This window comes from Acidiphilium acidophilum (assembly GCF_033842475.1).
Lineage (GTDB): Bacteria > Pseudomonadota > Alphaproteobacteria > Acetobacterales > Acetobacteraceae > Acidiphilium > Acidiphilium acidophilum.
In genome coordinates this window covers 2725508-2748822 of sequence record NZ_JAWXYB010000018.1, presented here as the reverse complement: position 1 = coordinate 2748822, position 23315 = coordinate 2725508, and the positions used below count along the sequence as shown (strand labels likewise).

The window sequence follows — 23315 nt, the reverse complement described above, 5'->3', positions numbered from 1 at the left end:
TTGCGGGTCATTTCACCGTGAGAACGTGGAGACGTGCAGTCTCCCCGCATCAGTCGAAGACGACCGAGCCAACCCCGCTGTTCGATACGTCGCGTACCGCCGGGTGTCCGGCAACATGAACCGAGCCGACCCCATCGACCGCGATATGCGCATCCTGCCGGGCATAGCCGTTGACCGTGCCGGTGCCGCTGATGCTGACCGTCAGATCATCCGCGATCAGCTTTGCCGCATCCACCCGACCGGCTCCGCTGACCGCGATGGCCGCCTTCGTCACCGCCCCGCTCAACGTCAGCCGCCCGGTCCCTGAAATAGTCACAGCAAAGGCCGGACCATCGAGTCCGCTCACGGTTCCGCTCGCCATCCCGCTGACATCGAGCCGGTCGAGATGCGGGGTGGCGACCACCAGTTGCAAACGCCCGTCATCGCCGGACCAGATCCCCGATTTCAGGCGCAGATCCAGCATGCCGTCCGTCACCGTCAGGCGCACCCGCTTCAACAGCGCGGGGCTGCCGGTGATCATCACCGACTGGCGTGCCGCCCGATGCCACGATATCCGGGCCATTCCGGCAACCCGGATGCCGTGAAAACCCGGCAGCACCGGCGAATCGCTTGCGGCTTCAGCGCGCGGCACGAGCACCGACGCCGCCAGACCCGCGGCAATGCCGATGAAACCGGCCCGGTTCACAGCACGAACACGGCGGTGCGGATCGGGCCGCCCGCATGGCCGGTGCCGAGTGCCGCTTCGCCCGCCCCACCTGCCAGGGCAAGGGCGAAGGAAATCGCGAGACAGGCCGCCAGCACAAACCCGATCACCGGGCCGATGAGCATGAGCCAGGGCGCGGCTTGTTGATCGTGCTGCGCGGGCGGATGGAGCATGACCCGGGCCTGCGACGGCGGATCTGCCGGAGTCCGTTGATTGATGAGTTTTTCAGTCATGGCGAATGTCCTCACGAGACGGTGATAAATTACAGCCGGTCGAACCGGCGACGCAATAGGCAGTCAGGGTCGGTGGCACGCCGTTCGAGGGTGGCGAGCCTCTGGTCGAGCCGGGCAAACCGCGCGGCCAGCCCATCAACCGGCGGTGGCGCGGCGACCGGGATCTCCGGCCCGCGTGGCGGTGCCACCCGGTCCCGCAGCGCCGACAAACGCTGCGACAGCCGGCTGGTACCGTGGCGGATGTAGGCGGCAAAGCCGAGATAGATCACGATGGCGACAATCGGGTGCCACAACAGCAGGAGCACGGCGACGGCGCGAACGATCCAGCATGGCACCTCGATCAAGGCCGCGACTGCAGCGCACACCCCGGCAAGCGTACCGCGACGGGCGTGAAGGCCAGTGGTGAAATCAGGACGGTTCATGGTCGTGCTCATCTTGTGGTGTCCTATCGGGTCAAACCCGTGTGAAATCAGTATGTTCGGCGTCGAGCAAGGCTCGTTCCAGCGTCGCCACCCGCGCCTCCAGGCGTTGCGCGTTTGCGGCAAGATTGGCCATCCCGGCTTCCAGCCTCTGCTGGTCCGGCCCGCGTCCCCGGTCGCGCCGGTAGTGCAGCCATAGCCAGACCGGCGCCACGAACAGCATGAACGCACCACCCAGCGGCACTGCCACAGCAACCAATGTCGTGTCGGGCATGGCTAGACCTCCGTCCCGCGTGAATACGGCAACTCGGCATCGAGCAGGGCGCGCTCCAGTGCCGTCACCCGCTGCTCCAGCCGTTGCGCGGTCGCGGAAAGGCTTTCGATCAGTTGCCGATCATTCCCCGTGAGCCCGGCACCCCGGCTGCGCACATAAATCTTGTAAGCGGACAGGGCATATGCGCCGGCGATCGCCACGATCGGGATCATCAGGGCCAGAAAATCAGACATGAAACCTCTCCTCGTTCGATGGCCGCTTAGGCGGCTTTTTCTTCAGGCTTGATGCGCGATTTCAATTCCGCCAGTTCCCGCTCGACCTGATCGTTCGCCTCCAGTGCCGCGAACTCCTCGGCAACGCTCGGCTCGGCCGGTCGCCGCCCCAGATCATACGCCTCGGCGCGGCCTTCCATCATGTCGAGATTGCGTTCGACCTGTTCGAACCGGCTGAATGCATCGGTGACCCGCTCGTCGTAGAGGGATTGCTTCACCTTCAACCGCGTCGTCGCGTTCTGCTGGCGCAGCAATATTGCCTTCTCGCGCGATTTCGCGTCATCGAGCTTGGCCTGCAACTTGCCGACATCCTCGTTCTGCTGCGCGATGGCCGCCTGCACCGCATCGATCTGTGTCTGCGCTTCCGCAATTGCCTGTGCGGCCCGGCTCTTCGCCAGCAATGCCGCCTTGGCGAGATCTTCGCGCCCGCGCTGCACCGCGAATTCGGCCTTGCGCTGCCATTCGTCCCGATCCCGGGTGAGGGCCACAATCCTGCGCTCGCCTTCACGGCGTTCGGCAATCAGCCGCACCGCCGCCGAACGCACCTCGACCAGCGTATCCTCCATTTCCTGGATCACCAGACGAATGACCTTCTGCGGGTCTTCCGCCCGGTCGAGCAGGGCGTTGAGGTTGGAGTTAACAATGTCTGAAAGCCGCGAGAAAATCCCCATGGGATCCTCCTTCCGAGTGAGAGAGGCGATGCAGAAGGGCTTTGCAGGAATTATGCCAAAATAACGGCCCCAACCAATCCGTTGATTTTCCTCGATGCTGCCGATTTGTCCTTTTCCCATCGCAAAGTTTTTGCTAATACTCAGCACTAAATTATAGGAGCTATGCTATATCCGGCACGAACAACGCCGCCCGGGCCACCCTGATCGGCGAAAGCACGAGCTTCCGCGCCATGCTTGCCCATGTCTCCGACCTGGCGGCGATCGACCGCCCGGTTCTGGTCATCGGCGAACGCGGCACCGGCAAGGAACTCATAGCGAGCCGCCTCGCTCTGCTCTCGCCGCGCTGGAATCAGCCGGTCCTGCAACTCAATTGCGGCGCTCTGTCCGAATCCCTGCTCGATTCCGAGTTATTCGGCCACGAGGCCGGCGCTTTCACCGGCGCCACCCGTCGCCGTGCCTCGCGCTTCGAACTGGCCGACCACGGCACCTTGTTTCTCGACGAAATCGCCAACGCCTCGCTCGCGGTGCAGGAAAAACTGCTCCGCGTCATCGAATACGGCGTGTTCGAACGCGTCGGCGGCAACGAGCTCATCGCGGTCGATGTCCGCGTCATCGCCGCGACCCATGAGAACCTCCAGTCCAGAATCGCGGAACGGAAGTTCCGGGCCGACCTGCTCGACCGCCTCGCCTTCGACGTCATCCGCATCCCGCCGCTGCGCGAGCGCGGCGAGGATATTCTCCTGCTCGCCGAACATTTCGCCCAACGCATGACCGCCGAACTCGGTCGTGATTTCTTCGCCGGTTTCACCTCATCCGCACGGGATCAATTGCTCACCCATACCTGGCCCGGCAACGTCCGCGAACTCCGCAACGTGGTGGAACGCAGCCTTTACCGGGAAAGCGATTGGCATGCACCGCTCGGCCATATCCGGCTCGATCCGTTCGGCACGGCGGAATCCGCCGTCACTGGCCCCGCCGACCCTGCCGCAATCCTCACCGCCGCTTTGGCCGAACACCGCCACAACCAGCGCCGCACCGCCGCCGCCCTTGGCATTACTTACGACCAGCTCCGGCACCGCCTTCGCAAAGCCGGGTTGCTGGAGCCCCGCGCCCGGCGCTGAGCATTCAGCCCCGACGCACCACCGGCGTTTCAGCAACCGGCGTGACCGGCCCCGCGCCATCGAACCACAACATCACGTTGCGGATCAGCAAATCCGCCATCAACCCCCGGGTGTGATGCGTCGCGGTGCCGATATGCGGCACCAGCACCACGTTATCCATCGCGCCCAATTCGTCCGGCACGTGCGGTTCGGCGGCGAATACATCGAGCCCCGCTGCCAATATCGTGCCGTCCCGCAGCGCCGCGATCAATGCCTCCTCATCCACCACTGATCCGCGCGCCACGTTGATCAGCACCCCATCCGCCCCGAGCGCCGCCAGCACCTCGGCATTCACCGCATGGCGCGTGGTCTCCCCACCCGGCAGCACCACGATCAGCACATCGACCGCGCGGGCCAACCCGACCAGATCGGGGTGATACGCAAAGTCGATATTGGGTACCCGGTTCCGGGCATGATACGAAATCGGCAGGTCGAACCCCGAAAGCCGGTGCGCGATCACCCGCCCGATCCGCCCCATCCCGGCAATCCCGATCCGCCGCCCGCGCAGGCTCGGCCCGAGCGGAAACGCCCCTTTCTGCCAATGGCCCCCGCGCAGATGCCGTTCCGCAAGGGGAAGCTGCCGCACGGTGGCCAGCAGCAGCCCGACGGTGAAATCACCCATCTCGTCGTTCAGCACGTCCGGCGTATTGGTCACCACCACGCCCTGCGCGGCGGCGGCCTCCACCTCGACGGTATCGTACCCGACCCCGAAATTCGCGATCAGCTCCAGCTTCGGCAACCGCCCGATCAACGCCGCATCGGTCCGCCGCTGCCCGCGCGTCACGATTGCGCGGATCTCCCCGCCATGCGCCGCAATCACCGCGTCCAGATCGCCCGCCGGCCCTTCGCGCAGCACCTCAAACCGGGCCTCCAACGCCTGGTCGATCACCGGCATCAGCGTGCCCAGGCTCAACAGTTTCGCCCGTGGATTCATGTGGACTCTCCCTGATCGTATCGCAGAAAATCGAAATCGCACCCTTCATCGGCCTGCAACACGCTGGTCGCGAACAGGCGGGCATAGCCGCGCCCCGGCACAAATGGCGGTGCGGCCAAATTCAGCGCCGTCTGCCGTGTTGCCCATTCGGCCTGATCGATCAGCAGGTCGATCCGTCGGGCCGGGACGTCGAGCGCGATGATGTCTCCGGTCCGCACCAGCGCCAACGGGCCGCCCACCGCCGATTCCGGGGTGATATGCAGCACGATGGTGCCGAACGCGGTCCCGCTCATCCGGGCATCCGAAATCCGCACCATGTCTTTCACACCTTTCCGTGCCAGCTTGAGCGGAATCGGCAGATACCCCGCCTCCGGCATCCCCGGCGCGCCGACCGGCCCGGTATGGCGCAGCACGAGAATGTCGTCCGCCGTCACATCCAGATCATCGAGGTCGATCCGCGCCGCCATGTCCGCGGCTGAGTCGAACACTACCGCCCGGCCCTTGTGGCGCAGCAGGGCAGGGGAGGCGGCCGACTGCTTGATCACCGCCCCGCGCGGCGCAAGATTCCCGAACAGCACCGCAATCGCCCCCGATCCCTGCAACGGCGCGTCCCATGGCCGGATCACGGTCTGCCCCGGCACGCGCTCCGCCCCGGCGGCAATCTCGGCCAGCGTGCCGCCCGCCACCGTGCCGCACGCCATATCGAGCGCTGGCGCCAGTTCCCGCAGCAGCGCAGGCACGCCGCCCGCATGATGCAGATGTTCCATGTAATGCGCGCCCGACGGCTTCAAATCGACCAATACCGGCACCTCACGGCTCAACTCGTCGAGCGCCGCCAGATCGAGTTTGAGTCCCACCCGCCCGGCCATGGCGGTCAAATGAATGATCCCGTTGGTCGATCCGCCGATCGCCTGCAAAACCGCCAGCGCATTGCGGACCGAAGCTGGGGTGATCAGCTCGCGCGGCGTCGGTCCGCCAGCCACCGCCATCTCCGCTGCCCGCCGCCCGCTCGCCTCTGCAATGCGCCTCCGTTCGGCATGCACGGCCGGCGCGGTCGCGGCCATCGGCAGCGACAGGCCGAGCGCCTCGATCATGCAGGCCATGGTGCTGGCCGTGCCCATTACCATGCATGTCCCGACCGAAGGCGCCAGCCGCCCGCTGATCGTCTCGATTTCGGCTTCATCGATCGTCCCGGCCCGGTGCTGTCCCCAGAGCCGCCGGCAATCGGTGCACGCCCCCAGCACCTCGCCTTTATGATGCCCGACCACCATCGGCCCGGTCGGCACCACGATGGTCGGCAACCCCGCGCTCGCCGCCCCCATGATCTGCGCCGGCAGCGTCTTGTCGCACCCGCCGATCACGATCACCGCATCCATCGGCTGGGCGCGGATCATTTCCTCGGTATCCATGGCCATCAGGTTGCGCAGGAACATCGAGGTCGGATGCGCAAAACTCTCATGAATGCTGATGGTCGGAAACACCATGGGCATTGCGCCCGCCAGCATCACCCCGCGTTTGGCGCTCTCGATCAGATCCGGCACATTGCCATGGCACGGATTGTAGTCGCTCGCGGTATTGGTGATCCCCACGATCGGCCGGTCCAGCGCATCATCGGAATAGCCCATGGCCTTGATGAAGGCCTTGCGCAGGAACAGCGAGAATCCGGCATCGCCGTAGCTGGTCAGCCCCTTGCGCAAACCGCTCACGAGCGTGCCTTGTCGGCCTCGTAGCGCGCGCGGGTTTCGGCATTGGCGGGATACAGGCCGGGCAGCGCCACCCCGGCCTCCACCTCGCGCATGATCCACGCTTCCAGCCGCTCCTGCTCCGGCGCGTGCGCGACGACATGATCGAGCAGCGCCGCCGGGATCACCACCGCGCCATCGTCATCCACCACGATGACATCATCGGGAAACACCGCAACCCCGCCGCACCCGATCGGCTCCTGCCACCCCACGAAAGTCAGCCCCGCGACCGATGGCGGTGCCGCAACCCCCCGGCACCATACCGGCAATCCGGTTCCGAGCACGCCAGCCCCGTCGCGCATCACCCCATCGGTCACCAGCCCGGCGACCCCGCGCACCCGCATGCGGGCACAGAGAATATCCCCGAAAATCCCCGCATCGGTCACCCCCATGGCATCGGCGACGGCGATGCACCCTGTCGGCATCGCCTCGATCGCACCCCGTGTCGAGGTCGGCGAGCTCCAGGAGGCCGGCGTCGCCAGATCCTCCCGTGCGGGCACGAAACGCAGGGTGAACGCGCGCCCGACCAGCCGCCCCTGACCCGCCCGGAGCGGCATCGTCCCGCGCAGCCACACATTGCGCAGCCCCTCCTTGAGCAGCACGGTCGTCACCGTCGCGGTTGAAACCGCAGCAAGAACCGAAAACCGTTCGTCAAGATCACTCATTCGCTTTCCCCTTCATCACGACCATCCGTCTCACCCGGTTACCACGGCCGCCTGATCTGCCACGAGTTGATCCTCGCGCGAGGTCAGCCCGCTCACCCCGACCCCGCCGATCACCATCCCCGTGCCATCCCGCATCACACCCCCGCCCGGCAGCGCGGTCAGGCGCGGGTCGCAGAAATATCCGGGCTCGATCCGCTCGCGGTGGATGCGCTCCAGAAACGCGCAGGTCGTAACCCCCATCCGCGCCGCCGAATAGGCCTTGCCCTGCGCGAGTTCGATACTCCGAACCGGCGCCCCGTCCGATCGCGCGAAGCACACCAGAAACCCCTGCGCATCGCATACCGCAACGCATACCGGTCTCCCGGCATCCGCCGCCCCCGCGAGGTCGAGCGCCCGTTGGAGCACCGCGCGCGCCAGCGCAAGGGGCAGGGCAGGGGTCATGGCGCCGCCGGCAGACGGTCGATCTGCGCCGTGGTGATCGGGTTTTTCACCACGAACAGATAGGAAGCCGCGGAGACCAGACTGACCACCGCGCCGACCACCAGAGCAAGCACGAACGAGCCCGTCGCGGCCACGATCAGCCCGGTCACCGTGGGCGCCAGCGCGCCACCGAGATAACCGCCGAAATTCTGCATCGCCCCCACCGAGGCGGTCAGGTTCGGCGGCACCGCGACCGAGCTGAGCGCCCAGGAGCAGGTGCTGGTGATGTAGAGCAGGAAAATCGCCGCCGAAATGAACGCGATCGCCAGATTATTGCTCGACACATAGGCCGCCGCGATCGTGAAAGCCGCCGTCCCGATCAGCGCGAGCCCCGCCGGATATTTGCGGCTGTTTACCTGCCCGACGCCGCGCCGTACCAGCACATCCGCCAGATACCCGCCGCACAGCGACCCGACCACGCCCCAGGCAAACGGAATCGCCGCTGCGATCCCGGTATATTTGACGCTCATATGCCGCTGGATCTCGAAATACCCCGGCAACCACGCGAAATAGATCCACGTCATATAGATGCACCCGAAATACCCGACGATCATCCCCCAGGTCGTGCGGAACCTGAACAGCATCCGCCACTCCCGGAACGTCATGTGATGGCGCTGGTCCGCCGCGTCGCCCTGGGTCCGATAGGCGTTTTCCTCGGCGGTCAGCGCCACCTCCGGCGGGTTGCGGTACACTGCGTACCAGATCACTGCGACCACAAGCCCGGCAATCCCCATCAGAATGAACATCCAGCGCCAGCCGAAATTCAGCATCAGCACGGTCAGCAGCGGCACGCCGAGTGCGGTGCCGAGCGGGCCGGCGGTATTCCAGATCCCGGACGACAAGCCACGGTCGCGCGGGTTGAACCAGTCGCGCGTCACCCGGCTGGCGGAGGGAAACTGCGGCGCCTCACCGATGCCGAGCGCGATCCGCGCGACATAGAACTGCCCGAAGCTCCCCACCAGTCCGCTCGCGACCTGCGCCGCCGACCACAGCGCCAGCCCCACGGTGAGCAGGATGCGGGGGCGGAACCGGTCCACCATCGCGCCCATCGGCAGTTGCGCGAAGGCGTAGGACCATAAAAACGCCGACAGCAGGAACCCCATATCGGCCACCGACAGGCCGAGGTCCTTGCGGATCAGCGGGTTGCCGACCGCGAGCGTGGCGCGGTCGATGTAATTTACCGCCCCTGAAAGCACCAGCATGGTCAAGGCGGATCGCTGGATCGTCCGCAGTCGCGGGGTCCGGCTCATCGTGGTCGACATGGTCATTCCCTCCGTTTATTTGTTATTCCAATCGAACCGTATCGAACGCCGCTGCTAGGGCCGCGCCTTTCCGCTCAGCACGTCCATTGCCGCGCGTACCCCACCCTCGCGGTAGGGTACGCCCGCGACCTCGAACCCCATCTCCACGCCGGCAAGCGTGCCCATCAGCATCAGATCGTTGAAATGACCGAGATGCCCGATCCGGAATACCCGCCCCTTCAGCCGCGCCAGTCCGGTGCCGAGCGACATGTCGAACCGCGCAAGCACCGCCTCGCGGAACTGGTCGGCATCATGCCCGTCGGGCATCATCACGGCGGTCAGGGCACTGGAATACTCGCGCGGGTCGGCGCACAGGATCTCCATCCCCCAGGCGCGCACCGCCGCCCGCGTCGCCGCCGCGTGGCGGTCGTGCCGCGCGAACACCGCCTCCAGCCCTTCCTCCTCGAGCATCGTGATGGCCTCGCGCAGCCCGTAGAGCAGATTGGTCGCCGGGGTGTAGGGCCAGTATCCGGTGCGGTTTGCCGCGATGATCTCGTGCCAGTCCCAGTAGGACCGCCGGCTCGTATTCGCCGCCGCCGCCGCCAGCGCCTTGTCCGAAACCGCGTTGAACCCCAGCCCCGGCGGCAGCATCAGCCCCTTTTGCGATCCCCCGACCGTGACATCCACACCCCATTCATCGTGCCGGTAATCGATCGAACCGAGCGAGGAAATCGTATCGACCAACAGCAGCGCCGGATGGCTCGCCTGATCGATCGCCCGCCTGATTTCCGGAATCCGGCTGGTCACCCCGGTCGAGGTTTCGTTGTGCACCACCATCACCGCCTTGATGGTGTGGCCCCGATCCTCTGCCAGCCGCGCGCCGATCGCCGCCGGATCGGCCCCGTGCCGCCAATCGCCCTCGATAAAATCCACCTCCAGGCCCAGCCGCCCTGCCATGGTCCGCCACAGCGTCGCGAACTGCCCGGTCTCGGCCATCAGCACCCGGTCCCCGGGCGATAGCGTATTGACGATCGCCGCCTCCCACGCCCCGGTCCCCGACGAGGGATAGATTACCACCGGGCTCGCGGTGCGGAAGACGCGTTTTGCCCCTTCGATCACCGCGAGGCCGAGCCCCGCAAATTCCGGTCCGCGATGATCGATCGTCGGCATATCGATCGCCCGCAGCACCCGGTCCGGTACGTTGGTCGGCCCCGGGATCTGCAGAAAATGCCGTCCGGTATGAACGGTCGTGGTCGGTGTGTTCATTGGTCATTCACTCCGCGCCGAGGGGCGGCGCACTCTGGTCCAGTCGAACCGGTTGCAGGGAGGGTTCGGGCACCGGCCGGCTGCCGAGATAGCTGGCGAGCATCGAGCCGATGATCATGTTGAGCAGGGCGTTCATCAGCGCGGGCAGTGCCGCGAACGCCCCGAAATTGACACTCGCGAGCACCGCGCCCAGTCCGGAATTATAAATCCCGACATCGAACATGATCGCTCGCGCCTCGGCCTCGCCCAGTTTCAGCCCCCGCGCAAGCCCGTAGGCGAGTCCGAGATTGACGACGCAGATCACCGAGGTCGTCACCGCGATGATCGGCACCCATTCGAGGTTCTTCGCAATCGCCGGTGCTGCCGCCGCGACCAGCCCGAGGGCGAGACAATACAGCAGCAGCGCCGACAGCATCGGGAACACCGGCTGAACCCGCGCGATCCGCCGCGCTCCGATGATCGTGCGCGCTCCCACGCCGAGGGCCAGCGGCAGCAGCACGATCACCAGCATCTGATGAAACAGCGCCATGAAGCTGACATGCACGTATTTATGTGCGAACAGCGCGGTCACCGCCGGGGTCAGGATCGGCGAAAGCAGCGTGTGCACGAAGGTCAACCCGATCGCGAGCGGCACCGCCCCGTGCGCCAGGAAGGTGAACAGGTTGGACGTGACCCCCGCCGGAGTCGCTCCGTCGAGAATCGTCCCGGCCGCGAGTTGCGGCTGCCCGGCATAGACCAGCCGCGCCGCCACGATCGCCGCAAGCGGCACGGTGATCCATTTGATCAGAAACCCTGCAATCAACGTCTTGGGCCGGGTGAAAACCGGCCCGATCTCGGCAGGCGTCAGCGTCAGGCTCATCAGCAGGATCACGCCTGCCAAGTCATAAATCGTGTAAGGTGCCAGCCGGATGAACACGTGCGGGGCCGCATACCCCGCGATCCCGCAGACCACGAGCCAGAACGGCATCATCTTGTTGATCAGAAACCGTGCGGTTTCCATTGTTTCGCTCCCCCTTTGTTTTTCTTAGCCCCTCGGGCCTCGTCAGCGGCCCTGCCAGTCCGGCGAACGTTTGCCCAGAAATGCGTCCATCCCCTCGCGGAAATCGGCGCTCATGTAGCAGGCGAGCACCAGATCCTCGGCGTCGATCCGCGATAACTGCCCGATCCGGTCGAGCGCCTGCTTGGTCACCCGCAAGGTCAGCGGCGCATGACCGGCCACGGTCATGGCAAGTTCCCTCGCCCGGTCCAGCAGCGCCGCGCGGTCCGCCACGACCTCCGAAACCAAGCCGATCCGTTCGGCTTCGGCCGCTCCCAGCAGCCGGGCGGTGAAAATCATGTCCTTGACCCGCGCCGCCCCGATCAGCCCGACCAGACGCGCGTAATTCTCGATCGACAGACAATTGCCGAGCGTCCGTGCGATCGGAAAGCCGAAGCGCAGGTCGGCACTCGCAATCCGCAGGTCGCACACCGCCGCAATCGCGGCACCACCGCCCGTGCAGGCCCCGCCCATCGCGGCGATCGTCGGTATCTTGCAGGTCTCCACAGCGCGCAGCACCTTGTCGATCCGCCGCTCATACGCAATCGCATCCTCCCGGGTGCGGAAGGCGCGAAACTGGTTGATGTCGGTGCCGGCAGCGAATGCCTTGTCGCCCGCCCCGGTCATCACCAGCACGCGCACCTCATCGGTCTCGTTCAACCGTGTGCACAACGCGGCCAAGGCCTCGTACATCGCAAACGTCAGCGCATTGCGCGACGCAGGCCGGTTGAAGGTGACGTACCCGATCCGCTCGCGCACCTCGTAGAGGAGTTCAGCCTCTGCCCCGCTCATGCCGCGACCCCCCGTGCCTTGTCGGCCGAATGGGCCGCACCCGCTGCAATCATCGCCGCGATCCGCGCCTCCGGAAACCCGATCTCGCGCAGCACCTCGGCGGTGTGCTGGCCATAGGCAGGGGCGGGATACCGCACGCCGCCCGGTGTTGCGGAAAACTTCACCGGCAGGCCGAGCGCGCGGGTGGGTCCTGCGACCGCATGATCAGTCTCGACGATCATCTCCCGCGCGATCACCTGCGGGTCCGCCGCCATCTGCTGCACCGTCAGTACCGGCCCCGCCGGCACACCTGCCCTCTCAAGCGCCTCCAGCCAGACTGTGGAAGGACGGGTGCGAAAAATCGTCTCCAACTTCGGCGCGAGTTCGGCAAGATGCATCATCCGCCCGGCATTGCTGGCAAAACGCGGGTCTCTGCCCAGTTCGTCCGCTCCCAGCACCTCGACCAACCGCCGCCAGTTGGCGTCGTTCGCCGCGCCGACATTGATCGGATCATCGAGCGTGCGAAACGCCTGATACGGCGCCATCAGCGGATGCCCCGACCCCAACGGCCCCGGCGATGCCCCGGTCGCGAAACTGATCGCCGCGTGCCAGTACATGAACGTGATCCCCGCTTCGAGCAGCGAGGTATCGACCCATTGCCCCTCACCACTGACATGCCGGTGATTGAGCGCCGCCAGTATTCCCATCGCCGCGATGATCCCCGCCCCGATATCGGTCACCGGCGGCCCTGCCTTCACCGGCGCCCGGCCCGCCGCTTCGCCGGTCACGCTCATCACCCCGCTCATGCCCTGCGCAATCAAATCGAACCCGCCGCGATCGGCATAGGGCCCGGTGCGTCCGAAGCCCGAAATACTGCAATAAATCAGCCGCCGATTGCGCGCATGCAGGGCTTCGAACCCGAATCCCAACCGGTCCAGCGCCCCTTTGCGATAATTTTCGATCAGCACGTCGCTGCCATCAAGGAGCGCCATCAGCGCCTCGCGCCCGTCACCCGTTTTCAAATCGAGGGCAATCCCGCGCTTGTTCCGGTTCATCATCATGAACGCTGCCGATTCGCCGCCAACCGCCGGCGGCACCGAGCGCCTTGTATCATCCCCGCCCGGGATCTTCTCGACCTTGATGACCTCGGCCCCCATATCCGCCAGCATCATGCCGCATACCGGGCCGGCCATGACATGGGACATATCAACCACCCGAATCCCGGCAAGCGGCCCGGGCGACCCCGCTGGTTTAGCGACGTTCATTATCGGTTTCCTCTAATTTGCATGCAAAACTACGATAAAAACACGCGACGTCAACAAGATTCCACCGATCGGCAGCATTTTGCATGCATTCGTCGTTTGGCACGGCTCGGCAGATTAGGTATGAAACCCCATGCTGCATGCCGAGGTGGTCCAGCTTCTCCGCGAACATCTTCTCGAAGGCCGGATTGCCCCCGGCGCGCGGATTGCCGAGCGCGAGCTTTGCGCCGCCATGAACATCTCGCGCACCCCGTTGCGCGAAGCCCTCAAGGTCCTCGCCGCCGAAGGTCACGTGACACTCCTGCCGAACCGTGGCGCCCGGGCCACCCGGCTCACCCAGGCCGACGTCCGCGACCTGTTCGAAGTATCCGCCGCTCTCGAAGCCGCCGCCGGCGAACTTGCCTGCCAGCGCATCACCGATGATGAAATCGCCCGCCTCGCGGCAACCCATGCCGAGATGGCGCGACACTATGCCGCGCGCGACCTGGTACCGTACTACGCCTGCAACCGCGCGATCCACGAAGCCATCATTCGCGCCGCCGGGAACGCCGTCCTGCTCGCCACCTATGAGAGTATCGGGGCCCGCATCCGCCGCGCCCGCTACATCGCCCCGATGACCGAGTCCCACTGGCAGGTCGCGATGCAGGAACACGATGCGATGAACAACGCCCTGATCCGCCGTGACGGCGTGGTGCTCGCGCTCATCCTCAAAACCCACCTCCGCCATAAGAGCTTCGAAGTCGAACGCGCCGGCTTCGCCGTCCCCTGAACCGCCGCGCCTTACACGCCGCGCCGGATGATCCCGGTTCCGAATTTCGCCCGCAGCGCATCCACCGCCTCCTGACGCGCCGCTCGCCGGGGCGAATCCCGGTCCATCAGATCGCCCTGATCGGCCAGCGTCCCCGGCACCAGCCGCGCCGCCCCGATTCCGATCAGCCGGAACGCGGGCCCCGCCGCGCGCTGCAACACCGGCCGCGCCGCCTCGAACATGGTCTCCGGCAGTCGGGTCGGGGCGGTCAGCCGGATCGCATGGGTGGCCGTTTCGAACCGCGCGGTCTTGAGCTTGAGCACCAGCGCCGCCGCCGCGACATCCTCCGCCCGCAACCGCCGCCCGACGCGCTCGCATAGCGGCCATAATTCCCGCGCGAGGTCCGCCGGATCGGAAATATCGCTCCCGAACGTGGTCTCCGCGCTGATCGACTTGGCCGCCTGTACCGGGTCCACCGCTCGGGCATCCTCGCCCCGTGCGCGTGCCGCAAGCGCCGGCCCGTCATCCCCCAGCTTCAGTCGGGCAGCGCGGGAATCGAGCGACGCCAACTGCCCGACCCGAGTGATCCCGAGCGCCGCCAGCCGCCGCACCAGCGCCGGCCCGACCCCCGGCAGAATCCCCACCGCCTCCGGTGCCAGCACCGATGGCGCATCCGCGCCGAGTACCGCGAACCCGCGCGGCTTGTCCCGCTCCGCCGCCAACTTCGCGCACAGCCGGTTCTGAGCCAGCCCGATCGACACGGTCACCCCGACCTCGCGCTCCACATCCCGCGCGAGCCGGCTCAGCACCGCAGCCGGCGGCGCGCCATGCAACGCCGCCGTTCCTGCCAGGTCCAGCGCCGCCTCGTCGATCGACAGCGGCTGCACCAGCGGCGTCAACCGCTCCATCATCGCCCTGATCTCCCGCGCCACGCCTGCGTATTTCGGGATATCGGGCCGGATCACCGTGGCATCCGGGCATAATTTCAACGCCTTGAACATCGGCATGGCCGAGCGCACGCCCGACAGCCGCGCGACATAACAACACGCTGCCACCACGCCCCGCGTCCCGCCGCCCACGATCACCGGCAGATCGCGCAGCTCCGGCCGATCCCGCTTCTCGACACTGGCAAAAAACGCATCGCAATCGATATGCGCGATCGTGAGCGTCGCAATCTCGGAATGACGTACCAGCCAGGCACCGCCGCAGCGCGGACAGGCGCCGTCACCCTCGAAAATCGCATCGCACAATCGGCACAGCGTCGGCATTCCGCAACCTTGCGACGCCGCCGCCCGCCTGACAATCCTCGAAACCAGCGCTCATGACGGGTCGGGCGGCCCGACGATCTCGGTCACGACCTGTTCGCCCGCATGATGCACCAGCCAGTCGAGGTCTCGGAAACTCATCGCCCCCGGAATCCGGTTGCGCCCGATATACACGACCGGCACATACCGCAGCCGCATCGCCGCCGCCCGCCGCAAATCGGCATCCACCACCCGGGCCGCGTGCGCCCCCGCCAGATCGCGCATGAACCGTGGCACATCGAAGCCCAATCGCGCCGCATCGGCCCGCAACACCGCCCGCGTCGGCAACCGCCGCTGGCGCATCAGTTCGGCATGCATTGCGTGAAACTGCCCCTGCATCCGCGCCGCCACCAGCGCCTTCGCTCCCAGCACACTCTGCGGCCCCAGTATCGGCACATCGATCGGCACATACCGGATCTGCGGATCCTCCCTGATCATGCGCTCGATCCGCCGGTTCATCGCGCGGCACGGCATGCACGAGGTGTCATAGAAATCCACGATTGTCACCCGCCCACGCGGATTGCCGAGCACGACATCCCCCGGCCGCACCAAGCTCGCTGCCGAAACCCCCGACCCCGCCGCCGCAACCCTCATCGTCGTCACGACGGCCATCAAAACCGCCCCCACGCGAAACCAAGCCATGTGCAACCCCGCGAAAACCAGAGAAGTGTCCCGTAACTTTGAACAGTCCCAGTTTTTGAGAGCGAGCCATCTATTGATCGAAGATTGGATAGCCTATCCTGATGAATGGGTGGTTAACGCGCGGCGCGGGCGGCGGCGTAACAAACAGGACAGCGAAGAAAGGACAGGCTTCTTTTTTGCAAAAAAGAAGCAAAAAACTTTCTGCCTTTTCTACAAAATGGAAGGTCTACTTGTCCAATCTTTTGGCTTGACGAAACGCCGATTTGGCCCAAGCATTCCGCATCGGAGGACCCGCATCATGAACGTCACCACCCGCATCGCCCCGCCCCCGGGAATCGACGAAGCCGAATGGCAGATCCGTTGCGATCTGGCCGCACTTTACCGCCTCGTCGCCCATTTCCGCATGACCGACTTCATCTACACCCATATCAGCGCCCGCCTGCCCGGTCCCGATCATCATTTCCTGATCAACGATTACGGGACGTTGTTCCATGAAATGCGCGCGTCCGACCTCGTGAAAATCGACCTCGACGGCAATCGTATCGAAACGCCGGGTCAGAGCGGCAAGCGCGTCAATGCCGCCGGCTTCACCATTCATTCCGCCATCCACATGGCCCGCCCGGACCTGATGTGCGTCATCCACACCCACACCCAGGCCGGCATCGCGGTCGCCGCCCAGCAGGACGGTCTGCTCCCGATCAGCCAGCACGCCATGAAATTCTACAACTGCCTGTCCTACCACGGCTATGAGGGCATCGCCCTCGATCTCGACGAACGCGCCCGCATCGTGGCGGACCTCGGAACCAACAAGGCCATGATCCTGCGTAACCATGGCCTCCTCGTCGGCGGCACCACCATCCCCGAAGCCTTTCTCGAAATCTATTTTCTCGAACGCGCCTGCCAGGCCCAGATCGCCGCGATGTCGGGCGGAGCCAAACTCGTCATCCCACCGCCCGAAGTCTGCGCCCATACCGCGAGCCAGTATGTCCGCGATGAACCGGTTCATACCAATCACTGCGCCATGGCATGGCAGGCCGCCCTCCGCCTGATCGACCCCGTGACCACCGATTACCGAAGCTGATCCCGGAGCGCCCGGTCGCCCCCACCCGCAGTCCCGGTTTCGATGTAACCGAGTGTTGCACCCACGCCGCTGCGATTGACGCGCGCGTGACGGATTATTAAGTTTGGCAGGGCAGGATGGTTGCCGTTTCGTTGCAATCGTTTCCTGAAGGAGTGCCGGCGGTTCCATGCCCGGCTTGCCAGAATCGGGTTCCACCCGATCATCCATTCCGCCGACATGCTTTGATATGAGGTTGCCGATGCGTCGACTATCGCCTGCTCCTGCGCTCCGCCGAACCCGCGTGCGTCGCTTCGCGGTGCTCGGCCTGCTCACCGCAGCAAGCCTCGGAGCCGCCCATGCCGCTGCCCCTCCGCCGCCCGCCGTCAGTGTGGTCAATGTGCAGAAGCAGAAAGTCTATCAGGAACAATCCTATATCGGCCGCGTGCAGGCCATGCACATCGTCAAGCTCGTCCCGCGCATCACCGGCTATCTCGAACAGCGCCTGTTCCATCAGGGGGCCGACGTCAAAAAGGGCCAATTGCTCTACGTCATCGAACCCGGTCCCTATCAGGCGGCTTTCGATCAGGCCAACGCGGCCGTCGCCGCCGCCCAGGCCACCCTCGCCAATGCCCGCACCACCCTCGGCCGTTCGCAAGCTTTGCTCCACACCCCCGCCGGCCAGCGCTCGACCCTCGACAACGACCGCGCGACCGAACAGAGCGACGCCGCCAACCTCGATTCCGCCAAAGCCCAGCGTGAAACCGCCGCAATCAACCTGAGCTACACCCAAATCCGCTCCCCGATCGACGGACGGATCGGCGCAACCAATATCAACATCGGCAACGTCGTCAGCCCCACCACCGGCACCCTCGCCACGGTCGTCAGCGAAAACCCGATCTACGTCGCCTTCTCGATGCCGGCGCGGGACGCCCTCAAACTCCGCCAGGAATTCGCCAAACAAGGCGGCCTGAATGCGGTGGAACTGCAACTCCGCCTGCCCGACGGGCGGATGGACAAACAGGTCGGCACGCTCGACTTCACCAGCAACCAGATCAGCCAGACCACCGATAGTCTCGCCATGCAGGGCACCATCCCGAACCCGGTGGTCAAGGGCCTAGGTGGTACCAAGGTCAACAACCGCGAACTTACCAGCGGCGAGTTCGTCACCGTCGTCGTCCGCGCCAAACACCCGGTCGAACAGATCGTCCTGCCGCGCGACGCCGTCCTGTCCGACCAGCTCGGCGATTACGTGCTCACCGTGAACGCGAAAAATCAGGTCGAACGCACCAGCGTCAAGCTCGGCCAGACCACCCCCGCCACGGCCACCATCGCGAGCGGCCTGTCGCTCGGCAGCCGCGTCATCGTCGATGGGATCGAAAAAGTGCACCCCGGAATCACGGTCAATCCCGAAACGGTCAAATCCCCGGTCGCCGCCAGCGCGCCGGCGCAGGGCTGAGCCCATGATCCCCTCGTTCTTTATCGACCGGCCCCGCTTCGCCATCGTCATCGCGATCGTCATCACCATTGCCGGGGCGATCGCGATGACCCGCATTCCGGTCGCCCAGTTCCCCTCGATCGTGCCGCCCTCGGTCCAGGTCAGCGCCACCTATCCCGGCGCCTCCTCGAAAGTCGTGAACGACACGGTGGCCGAACCGCTCGAACAGCAGATCAACGGCCTCACCGATGAAATCTACTATTCATCGACCAGCGCGAACGACGGCACCTACGGCCTCACCGTCACCTTCAAGCTCGGCAGCAACCCGGACATCGACGAAGTCAACGTCACCAACGCGGTCCAGCAGGCGCTCACCCAGCTTCCCTCCGAGGTCCAGAAGGAAGGTGTTACGGTCACCAAAAAATCCTCCTCGGTGCTGCAATTCGTCTTTTTCTACAGCCCGGACAACAAGCTCACCCCGCTGCAGATCTCGAACTACGTCAAAATCAATGTCCTCAACCCGCTCTCCCGGGTCGACGGCGTCGGTCAGGCCCATATGTTCGGCGAGCAGGATTACTCGATGCGGGTGGTCTACAACACCAACCGCCTCGCCGAACTCGGCCTCACCCCGGGCGACCTGATCAGCGCGATCCAGGATCAGAACACCCAGGCACCGGTCGGCACGATCGGTCTGATGCCGATCGGCGGCGACCAGCAATACCAGCTCTCGGTCCAGACCCAGGGCCGTCTGAGCACCGTCAAGCAATTCGGTAACATCGTCATCCGCGGCAACAAGGACGGCTCGCTCCTCCGTCTCAAGGATGTCGCGCACATCGCCCTCGGCCCCCAGAGCGAAAACCAGATCGACCGCATCAACGGTCATCCCGGCGTCGCAATCGGGGTGTTCCTCTCGCCCGGCGCCAACGCGGTCGCAACCTCCGCCCGCGTCGAGAAGGAAATCGCCAAGCTCAGCGCGCGCTTCCCCAAAAGCCTCTCCAGCAAGACCGTCTACAACTCCAGCTCCTTCGTCTCCGACACGATCGACGAAGTGATCAAGACCCTGATCGAAGCCTTCGTCCTGGTCGTCATCGTCGTCTTTCTGTTCCTCGGCTCATGGCGGGCAGCCCTGGTGCCTTCCATCGTGGTGCCCATCGCCCTGCTCGGCAGCTTCGCCTTCATGCTCGCGCTCGGCTACTCGGCCAACACCGTCACCCTCCTCGCGCTGGTGGTCGCGACCGGCCTCGTCGTCGATGACGCGATCGTGGTGGTCGAAAACATCGAACGCGTCATGGAGGAAAATCCTGAACTGACACCAAAGGAAGCAGCCAAGATCGCCATGTCGCAGATCCAGGCACCGATCATCGCGATCATGCTCGTCCTGCTCTCGGTCTTCGTCCCTACCGCTTTCATCCCCGGCCTGTCCGGCCTGCTGTTCACCCAGTTTGCGGTCGCCATCAGCACGGCCATGCTGATCTCGGCGCTCAACGCGCTCACCCTTTCGCCCGCCCTGTGCGCCCTGCTGCTCCGCCGTGAAAAACACCACGGCATCATGGCGAAAATCCTCGGCTTCATCGATCGTACCCGCAACGGCTACGCGAATTTCGTCAGCCGGGTGGTCAAGCGCTCAGTCCTTGCTCTGCTGGTCATCCTCGCCTTCGGTATCGGGGCCTTCCTGCTCTCCAGCATCACCCCCGGCGGCTTCCTGCCCGATGAAGACCAGGGCGCCTTCTTCATCCAGGCCACCCTGCCACCCGGCGCATCCCTGCAACGAACCGATGCCATGGGCCAGAAACTCGCGAAAATGATCCACACCCTGCCCCAGGTTCAGGACGTCATCGCGATCAATGGCTACTCCATCCTCGATTCCGCCACCGAACCCAACGCCCTGTTCATGGTCGCCCACCTCAAACCCTTCAGCCAGCGGCCGGGCGCGAAAAACTCGGTGAACGCGGTGATCGCCAAGGTGTTCCAGATGGGCGCGCAACTCAAAGGGGCCAGCGTCGTCGCCTTCAACCTGCCCCCGATCATCGGCCTCTCCACCAATGGTGGCTTCACCTACGAGCTTGAAAACGTCCAGGCCGCGAGCCAGCAGAAATTCGACTCCGTGCTGAAAGCCCTCATCGTCGCGGCCAACGGCGACAAAAAACTCAGCCGGGTCTTCAGCACCTATTCGGCCAATACACCGTCGATCTATCTCGATATCGATCGCGCCAAAGCCCAGGCGCTCGGCGTGCCGATCTCGTCGATCTTCCAGGCGCTCCAGGCGTCTCTCGGTGGCTATTACGTCAACCAGTTCAACCTGTTCGGACAGGTCTGGCAGGGGTGGTGTAACCTGACGTCTGGAAATTCATTTTGGGTTGGGAGTTGGTGCCCTTGCCGGGGCATGCCCCGGCAAGGGCTGTTCATTCTGGTATTCCATGCAGTTGTTCACACCAACATGGAGACCGATGAATGGACGCCAAAAAGGATACGATTATCGAGGCACTTTTGGAACATCTGATCGAAAACGGCGCAGGCGATATCGCCACGGTATTTGCCAGGACCTTCGAACTCGCCATGCAGATCGAGCGCGAACGCTTCCTCCACGCCAGTCACTACGAGCGCAACCCCGATCGTCAGGGTTACGCCAATGGCTACAAGCCCAAGCGGATCGATACCCCGGCCGGGTCGATCACCGTCGATGTCCCCAAAACCGCCGGTCACGTGGGCGAACCCTTCTACCCACAGTCCCTCGAACGCGGCCGACGCTCGGTCCGCGCCGTCATGGTCGCCGTCGCCGAAATGTACATCAAAGGCGTCTCCACCCGCGACGTCGAGGCCGTCATGCGCGAATTCGGCATCGAAAGCCTCTCCTCCGCTCAGGTCAGCCGCGCCAGCAAGCTGCTCGATGACGAACTCGCCGCCTGGCGCACCCGACCCCTCGCCGAGATCCGCTACCTCATCCTCGACGCCAGATATGAAAAAATGCGCGATAATGGCGTCGTCCGCGATGCCGCCGTGCTCTCGGCCATCGGCATCGGACCCGATGAACGCCGCCGTGTCCTCGGCGTCTCGGTCGCCCTTTCCGAGGCCGAAGTCCATTGGCGTGCCTTCCTCGAAAGCCTCCATCAGCGTGGCCTGCGAGGCGTCGAATTCATCGTCTCCGATGACCATGCCGGATTGCACGCCGCACGCCGCGCCGTCTTCGGCGCCGCACACTGGCAACGATGCCAGTTCCACCTCGCCCAAAACGCCATCCACCACGCCCCCAACCACGCCATCCGCAAACGCATCGGCGCAGAACTCCGGACCGTCTGGAACGCAAATTCCCTCGCCGCTGCCCAGATCGCTCTCACAACCCTCGTCAATGCCTATCGCGACACCGCACCAAAGCTCGCCGATTGGCTCGAACGAAATATCCCCGAAGGCCTCACCGTCTTCACACTGCCAGAACCCCACCAGCGCCGGCTTCGCACTTCCAACCCCATGGAACGCGGCATCCAGCAGGAACTCAAACGCCGCACCACCAAAATCAGGGTCTTCCCCAACGAAGCCTCCCTCGAACGCCTCGTCAGCGCCGTCCTCGTCGAAATCGATGAAAAATGGGCCGCCGACACCAAGGGCTACATCAAGTGGGACTACCAGGATGCCTGACCCCCGCTCGCCCTATTTTCCAGACATCAGGTTGCTCAATCTCTGGCAGGTCAATATCCAGGCCAAGGAACGCGACCGCGATACCGAAGCCGGTATCTGGCGGATCTACGTCCGCAGCAACTCCGGTGCGATGGTCTCGATGCGCTCGCTCGCCACCGCCCACACCGTGCTCGGCCCGCAGATCATCAGCCGCTATAACGACTCCGAAGCCGCCCAGATCATCGGCAACCCGGCCCCCGGGGTCTCTTCCAACGCCGCTCTCGCCGCCATGGCGAAACTTTCCAGCCGCGTTCTGCCCACCGGCTTCTCGTATGACTGGACCAGCACCGCCTACCTGCAGGAACAGGCCAAAGGGCAGGCCGTCTACGTCTTCGCCCTTTCGCTCACCTTCGCCTTCCTCTTTCTGGTCGCCCTCTACGAAAGCTGGATCATCCCGATCCCGGTGCTCCTCTCGGTCGTCGTCGGTGTGTTCGGTGCCATGCTCGGCATCGTCATCGCCGGGCTGACCTTCGACCTCTACGCCGAAATCGGCCTCGTCGTGCTCATCGCCCTCGCCGCCAAAAACGGCATCCTGATCGTCGAATTCGCCAAGGAGCGCCGGGAAGAAGGCATGAGCATCCACGAAGCCGCCATCGCCGGTGCCAAAATGCGGTTCCGCGCCGTCATGATGACCTCGATCGCCTTCGTCTTCGGCCTGCTTCCCCTCGTCATCGCCACCGGCGCCGCCCAGATCACCCGCCGCTCCCTCGGCACTCCGGTCTTCGCCGGCATGATCGCCGCCAGCGGCATCGGTATCTTCGTCATTCCCCTGCTCTACGTCGTGTTCGAAACCATGCGCGAACGCAGCCACCGCAAACGCGCCCCCCAACCCCGCATGGTCGAACACGCCGGCGACGATTAAGGTCGGGGGCTCGCCCCCTCCATCCCAAGTCGGGGACGTTCGATGGCCGGGCAGCGGTTCATCACCACGGTCAACCCGGCGGCGCGGGCGATAGCGGCTGCTTCCGGGTTGACCACGCCGAGTTGCATCCAGATTGTTTTCGCCTTGAGCCGGATGGCCGCCGCCACGGCGGGCATCACCTTCTCGCTGGCACGGAACAGGTCCACCATATCGAGCGGTTCGGCTTCATCGAGGGAAGCGACCACGCGTTGTCCGTGCAGATGGTGTCCCGCCAGACCAGGGTTGACCGGCGTGACCACATACCCGCGATCGAGCAGAAACCGCATCACCCGGTTGGAGGGGCGCTCAGGATTGGCCGAGGCCCCGACCAGCGCAATCCGCTGCGTCCGCTGCAAAATCCTCCGAATCGCCGCGTCGTCCAGGCCATCGATCGCCGTCATCATCCGCTGCCTCCTCTGGCCGG

25 protein-coding genes are annotated in these 23315 nt (G+C 65.0%); 7 read left to right on the top strand and 18 right to left on the bottom strand.

Translation table 11 applies throughout. The features are described from left to right. Positions 1 to 49 precede the first annotated feature (49 nt). Genes SIL87_RS15715 through pspA form a run of 6 tightly spaced genes read right to left on the bottom strand, consistent with a single transcriptional unit; the run spans position 50 to position 2572 of the window. A complete protein-coding gene (locus tag SIL87_RS15715) occupies positions 50 to 685 on the bottom strand; it encodes a GIN domain-containing protein (protein ID WP_319615068.1) in 636 nt (211 codons plus the stop codon). Next, positions 682 to 936, bottom strand: coding sequence for a hypothetical protein (locus SIL87_RS15710; protein WP_319615067.1), 255 nt, complete (start codon positions 934 to 936; stop codon positions 682 to 684). Before SIL87_RS15710 ends, SIL87_RS15715 begins: the two co-directional genes overlap by 4 nt. 29 nt (positions 937 to 965) lie before the next feature. After that, positions 966 to 1370, bottom strand: coding sequence for a PspC domain-containing protein (locus tag SIL87_RS15705; RefSeq protein WP_319615066.1), 405 nt, complete (start codon positions 1368 to 1370; stop codon positions 966 to 968). Positions 1371 to 1389: 19 nt separating this feature from the next. Next, a complete protein-coding gene (pspB, locus tag SIL87_RS15700; protein ID WP_319615065.1) occupies positions 1390 to 1629 on the bottom strand; it encodes an envelope stress response membrane protein PspB in 240 nt (79 codons plus the stop codon). Between the two features lie 2 nt (positions 1630 to 1631). Beyond that, positions 1632 to 1862 carry a hypothetical protein gene (locus SIL87_RS15695; RefSeq protein ID WP_319615064.1) on the bottom strand — a complete coding sequence of 77 codons (231 nt, stop codon included), beginning with the start codon at positions 1860 to 1862 and terminating at the stop codon, positions 1632 to 1634. Between the two features lie 26 nt (positions 1863 to 1888). After that, positions 1889 to 2572, bottom strand: coding sequence for a phage shock protein PspA (pspA, locus tag SIL87_RS15690; protein WP_319615063.1), 684 nt, complete (start codon positions 2570 to 2572; stop codon positions 1889 to 1891). Positions 2573 to 2739: 167 nt separating this feature from the next. Here pspA and SIL87_RS15685 point away from each other — a divergent pair, with 167 nt between their 5' ends. Then, positions 2740 to 3693, top strand: coding sequence for a sigma 54-interacting transcriptional regulator (locus SIL87_RS15685; protein ID WP_456304837.1), 954 nt, complete (start codon positions 2740 to 2742; stop codon positions 3691 to 3693). A 4-nt stretch (positions 3694 to 3697) separates the two neighbouring features. Here SIL87_RS15685 and SIL87_RS15680 read toward each other — a convergent pair whose 3' ends face one another. From SIL87_RS15680 to SIL87_RS15640, 9 genes are read right to left on the bottom strand one after another with little or no spacing between them, the layout of a single operon-like run. Then, on the bottom strand, positions 3698 to 4666 hold the full coding sequence (locus tag SIL87_RS15680) for a 2-hydroxyacid dehydrogenase (protein ID WP_319615062.1): 969 nt from the start codon (positions 4664 to 4666) through the stop codon (positions 3698 to 3700). Next, positions 4663 to 6372 (bottom strand): IlvD/Edd family dehydratase, encoded by a 1710-nt coding sequence (locus SIL87_RS15675; protein WP_319615061.1) that lies wholly within the window; start codon positions 6370 to 6372, stop codon positions 4663 to 4665. The genes SIL87_RS15680 and SIL87_RS15675 overlap by 4 nt, the downstream gene beginning before the upstream one ends. Further along, positions 6369 to 7073: a ribonuclease activity regulator RraA gene (locus SIL87_RS15670; protein ID WP_319615060.1), complete on the bottom strand. Its 705-nt coding sequence runs from the start codon at positions 7071 to 7073 to the stop codon at positions 6369 to 6371. Before SIL87_RS15670 ends, SIL87_RS15675 begins: the two co-directional genes overlap by 4 nt. A 30-nt stretch (positions 7074 to 7103) precedes the next feature. Then, positions 7104 to 7514: a GlcG/HbpS family heme-binding protein gene (locus SIL87_RS15665; protein WP_319615059.1), complete on the bottom strand. Its 411-nt coding sequence runs from the start codon at positions 7512 to 7514 to the stop codon at positions 7104 to 7106. Then, positions 7511 to 8815, bottom strand: a complete 1305-nt coding sequence (locus SIL87_RS15660; protein WP_319615058.1) for an MFS transporter — start codon at positions 8813 to 8815, stop codon at positions 7511 to 7513. Before SIL87_RS15660 ends, SIL87_RS15665 begins: the two co-directional genes overlap by 4 nt. Positions 8816 to 8869: 54 nt before the next feature. Beyond that, entirely contained in the window at positions 8870 to 10060 is a 1191-nt protein-coding gene (locus SIL87_RS15655; RefSeq protein WP_319615057.1) for a pyridoxal-phosphate-dependent aminotransferase family protein, read from the bottom strand. 7 nt (positions 10061 to 10067) lie between these two features. After that, positions 10068 to 11060, bottom strand: a complete 993-nt coding sequence (locus tag SIL87_RS15650) for a bile acid:sodium symporter family protein (RefSeq protein ID WP_319615056.1) — start codon at positions 11058 to 11060, stop codon at positions 10068 to 10070. A gap of 42 nt (positions 11061 to 11102) precedes the next feature. Continuing rightward, positions 11103 to 11888: an enoyl-CoA hydratase/isomerase family protein gene (locus SIL87_RS15645; protein WP_319615055.1), complete on the bottom strand. Its 786-nt coding sequence runs from the start codon at positions 11886 to 11888 to the stop codon at positions 11103 to 11105. After that, positions 11885 to 13132 carry a CaiB/BaiF CoA transferase family protein gene (locus tag SIL87_RS15640; RefSeq protein WP_319615054.1) on the bottom strand — a complete coding sequence of 416 codons (1248 nt, stop codon included), beginning with the start codon at positions 13130 to 13132 and terminating at the stop codon, positions 11885 to 11887. The genes SIL87_RS15645 and SIL87_RS15640 overlap by 4 nt, the downstream gene beginning before the upstream one ends. A gap of 130 nt (positions 13133 to 13262) precedes the next feature. Between SIL87_RS15640 and SIL87_RS15635 the strand changes: the two genes are divergently transcribed. Continuing rightward, positions 13263 to 13898, top strand: a complete 636-nt coding sequence (locus SIL87_RS15635; protein WP_319615053.1) for a GntR family transcriptional regulator — start codon at positions 13263 to 13265, stop codon at positions 13896 to 13898. 11 nt (positions 13899 to 13909) lie between these two features. On the opposite strand, the gene SIL87_RS15630 is transcribed toward SIL87_RS15635, so the two are convergent. Next, on the bottom strand, positions 13910 to 15145 hold the full coding sequence (locus SIL87_RS15630) for a DNA polymerase IV (RefSeq protein WP_319615052.1): 1236 nt from the start codon (positions 15143 to 15145) through the stop codon (positions 13910 to 13912). Between the two features lie 51 nt (positions 15146 to 15196). After that, the gene (locus SIL87_RS15625; RefSeq protein ID WP_319615051.1) at positions 15197 to 15823 is read right to left on the bottom strand and encodes a DsbA family protein; all 627 of its coding nucleotides are present in this window, start codon (positions 15821 to 15823) and stop codon (positions 15197 to 15199) included. Between the two features lie 298 nt (positions 15824 to 16121). On the opposite strand from SIL87_RS15625, the gene SIL87_RS15620 reads away from it, so the two are divergent. From SIL87_RS15620 to SIL87_RS15600, 5 genes are all read left to right on the top strand, one after another. Next, complete coding sequence (locus SIL87_RS15620) at positions 16122 to 16904, top strand: class II aldolase/adducin family protein (RefSeq protein WP_319615050.1); 783 nt, start codon at positions 16122 to 16124, stop codon at positions 16902 to 16904. 238 nt (positions 16905 to 17142) lie between these two features. Continuing rightward, positions 17143 to 18339 carry an efflux RND transporter periplasmic adaptor subunit gene (locus SIL87_RS15615; RefSeq protein WP_319615049.1) on the top strand — a complete coding sequence of 399 codons (1197 nt, stop codon included), beginning with the start codon at positions 17143 to 17145 and terminating at the stop codon, positions 18337 to 18339. Positions 18340 to 18343: 4 nt separating this feature from the next. Next, positions 18344 to 20818: an efflux RND transporter permease subunit gene (locus SIL87_RS15610; RefSeq protein ID WP_319615048.1), complete on the top strand. Its 2475-nt coding sequence runs from the start codon at positions 18344 to 18346 to the stop codon at positions 20816 to 20818. Continuing rightward, positions 20770 to 21951, top strand: a complete 1182-nt coding sequence (locus SIL87_RS15605) for an IS256 family transposase (RefSeq protein ID WP_319612316.1) — start codon at positions 20770 to 20772, stop codon at positions 21949 to 21951. The genes SIL87_RS15610 and SIL87_RS15605 overlap by 49 nt, the downstream gene beginning before the upstream one ends. Further along, the gene (locus tag SIL87_RS15600; RefSeq protein WP_319615047.1) at positions 21944 to 22852 is read left to right on the top strand and encodes an efflux RND transporter permease subunit; all 909 of its coding nucleotides are present in this window, start codon (positions 21944 to 21946) and stop codon (positions 22850 to 22852) included. The genes SIL87_RS15605 and SIL87_RS15600 overlap by 8 nt, the downstream gene beginning before the upstream one ends. On the opposite strand, the gene SIL87_RS15595 is transcribed toward SIL87_RS15600, so the two are convergent. Next, positions 22849 to 23292, bottom strand: coding sequence for a CoA-binding protein (locus SIL87_RS15595; RefSeq protein WP_319615996.1), 444 nt, complete (start codon positions 23290 to 23292; stop codon positions 22849 to 22851). The genes SIL87_RS15600 and SIL87_RS15595 overlap by 4 nt on opposite strands. Between the last annotated feature and the right edge of the window lie 23 nt (positions 23293 to 23315).